The organism is uncultured Lactobacillus sp. (assembly GCF_947367085.1).
Taxonomy (GTDB): Bacteria; Bacillota; Bacilli; order Lactobacillales; family Lactobacillaceae; genus Lactobacillus.
This window is the reverse complement of the sequence record NZ_CANBCP010000104.1, coordinates 1-2,854: the sequence shown is the minus strand read 5'-3', so window position 1 is coordinate 2,854 and position 2,854 is coordinate 1. Positions and strand designations below refer to the sequence as shown.

2 protein-coding genes are annotated in these 2,854 nt (G+C 36.2%); both read right to left on the bottom strand.

From position 1 onward, the window contains the following. On the bottom strand, positions 1–1,121 hold a 1,121-nt coding region (locus tag Q0Y70_RS09805), incomplete at its 3' end, for a CoA transferase (RefSeq protein WP_297820522.1). A gap of 165 nt (positions 1,122–1,286) precedes the next feature. Further along, positions 1,287–2,513 (bottom strand): IS110 family transposase, encoded by a 1,227-nt coding sequence (locus Q0Y70_RS09800; protein ID WP_297820517.1) that lies wholly within the window; start codon positions 2,511–2,513, stop codon positions 1,287–1,289. Positions 2,514–2,854: the final 341 nt, after the last annotated feature.

The following is a 2,854-nucleotide window of genomic DNA, read 5'->3' as shown; positions in this document are numbered from 1 at the left end:
GATAATAATCCCCATAAATGATCATTTCCACAACAAATGGCAATTGGCTGATCTTGACAATCAAAAGTATCAAACGGCTCAATAATTTGATCAAGGCGTCTAGTCTTATCCACATTCAAAACTAAACCAGCTGGTACCCCTGCTTTATGCAAAATTTCATCCCATTCTGTGGCAGTCCTAGTTTTAAGCACAGCTTGCATCGCATTCTTAACTTCTTGCCAGTTTTTCTCACGCAAATCATTTGTCTTAAAATCTGCTTGATTAATCCATTCTTCATGCCCTAATGCATTAGATAATAATCCCCATAAATGATCATTTCCACAACAAATGGCAATTGGCTGATCTTGACAATCAAAAGTATCAAACGGATACATATCAGGATGACGATTGCCAATTCTGTGTGGTACTTCATGTGGCCCAAGATCAATCATTAGGTCTTGCACCATTAAAGAGAAGGTAGAATCTAGCATCGAAACATCTACAGTTGTACCCTTTCCTGTTCGCTCTCTTGCTACTAAAGCAGTGGTAATCGCGCTATAGCCCATAATTCCAGCAACAACATCAGAAACTGAAGTTCCAACACGTGTTGGCTTGCCGTTCGGTTCACCTGTGGCATCCATTAATCCCGAAACAGCTTGAATAATGGTATCGTAAGCAGCTTGTTTTGACCAAGGTCCATATTGTCCAAATCCAGAAACAGATGCAAAAATTAATTTAGGATACTTCTTCACCATTTCTTCTGGAGCAAAACCTAAACGCGCCATAACACCTGGACGGAAGTTTTCTACAACAACATCTGCCTTGGCAATCATTTTTTCAGCTAAGGCATGATCTTTTGGATCTTTCAAATCTAAGGCAATTGATTCTTTTCCTGCATTGCAGATTCTGAAATATTCACTTGAACCATCCGCAATGTATGGTCCCATGTGACGCGTATCATCTCCTGTTTTTCTTTCAATATGGATTACTCGTGCACCTGCGTCGGCAAGCATTCTTGTACAAGTTGGACCTGACAAGACATGGGTGAAGTCCACAACTAAGATTCCTGCTAGTGGATATGGCTTATCTTTATCTAAATGAGGATTATTTGCTTCTAACTTGGCATAATTTGGTTCTGACATTTTTCTACGTAAAGTCAAGTATTATAAGGTATTTGGCTGATATTTTTGATTGAATTATTTAGTTTTTAAATAAGTGGGTCGATTTATTTAGAAATTAATTCAAGACAAATAAGCTTACTAAAATAGTTTTTTAATAAGCTAGAAGAGTATAATGAATTTGATCAATTAATTACGATAAAAGTCTTTTTGATTATGTTTGGCTACATCGTAATCATATAGTTGGTCATTACTGATTAGGGCATACATCGTCCGAATCAGTTTATGTATAGAAGCAATAGCTATCTTTTTGAACCCTATAGTTTGAGAGGATAGCTTTTTGTTTTCATAATAATCAGCTATATGACAGGACTGAGTTTTGGATGCCTGGTCAATTTGTCCGATAGCGCGATATAGAATCTTACGTGCTACGGCATTGCCATGTTTAGTAATGCTTAAACTGGAGTCCATTTCACCAGATTGATAACGTCCCGGATCAATTCCAATAAAAGCATTAATCTTATTGGGGTTACTAAATCTGCGTAAATCGCCTAATTCTCCTAGGATTCTTACCGCAGTAGTTTGAGCAATCCCTGGAATGCTTTCTAAAATCTCCAAGTCCCGATTGGGTAAGTTTTTAGCTATCTTTACCATCTGATTTACTAGATCCTGCCTTTGATTATTCAAATCGATTAAACGTTGAGCATAGTATCTAGTCTCAGCAGATTCAACACTATTGCAAGAAGCCACTGGATATGCCTTTCTAGCTAAACTGATTAGATTTGAGGCAAATTTTTTAGCTTTTTTATCTTGAAATCCTGGCAATTCAATCAACTTATTATAGATTTCAAGTTTAGTAGAGACATTTACCAGTTCACAGTGAGGATACATCTTGACAATTGACCAATAATTGAATCCTTTGGCCGTACTAAATAAGCTTTCAATTTCTGGAAAGGTAAACTGCAAAACCTTATGAAGTCGATTTTTTGCCATCACAATATCGGTGGTCAATTGATCATAAAAACGACTCAAAGCATTTAATTGATGGTATTGCTCGGCCTGCAATTGACTGACCGGATGATGATAAAGCTTTTGAATTAAAGCTAGGTGATAGGCATCCGTTCTATCAGTTTTATTATGTCTAAGCCCCAGATCCATCTCTTTCTTAGCTTTTAGTGGGTTTAAGACTACATATCCGTAGCCGTAATCGTCTAAGAAGGTTTGCAATCTTCTTGAATATACGCCTGTAGCTTCGAAAATAATTTGAGGATGTTGAGCGAAAGCCTTCAGATCATTGAGCAATTGTAAGAAACCAGGTCGATCATTAGTAATTGTAGTAATGGTCTTAATATCATTAATTAATGTACATACAGTTGATGTACTCTTGCTTACGTCAATGCCAAAGATAACTTTCATTTTCAAAAACCTCCCAAAATATAGCAGTAAAACTATCTTACTCAAGAAATCAGATCTAATTTTCTAAACCCGACATTAAATGTCCACATTCTTCGAAGAGATTGCATAATTTCTTAGTAAAACTGCCAGTTTTATATACGACGTCAAGTGTCTAAAAGCCGGATGACATATGGTTTTACTACTATTTAAAATTCTACGGCTAGAACAAAAAATAGTGAATCAATTATCCCGTCGGATAACTAATTCACTATTTAGCTTAGAATGTTTTTCATGTTTATTTTTATTCAAATTCCTTACGAATCTGCTCACCTTGTTCGTCTAGTTTTGGTGCATCTTTTTGT

Bases quoted from the DNA above. Each gene is read 5' to 3' on its own strand.
- Q0Y70_RS09800 (WP_297820517.1), bottom strand. From the start codon at position 2,513: ATGAAAGTTATCTTTGGCATTGACGTAAGCAAGAGTACATCAACTGTA.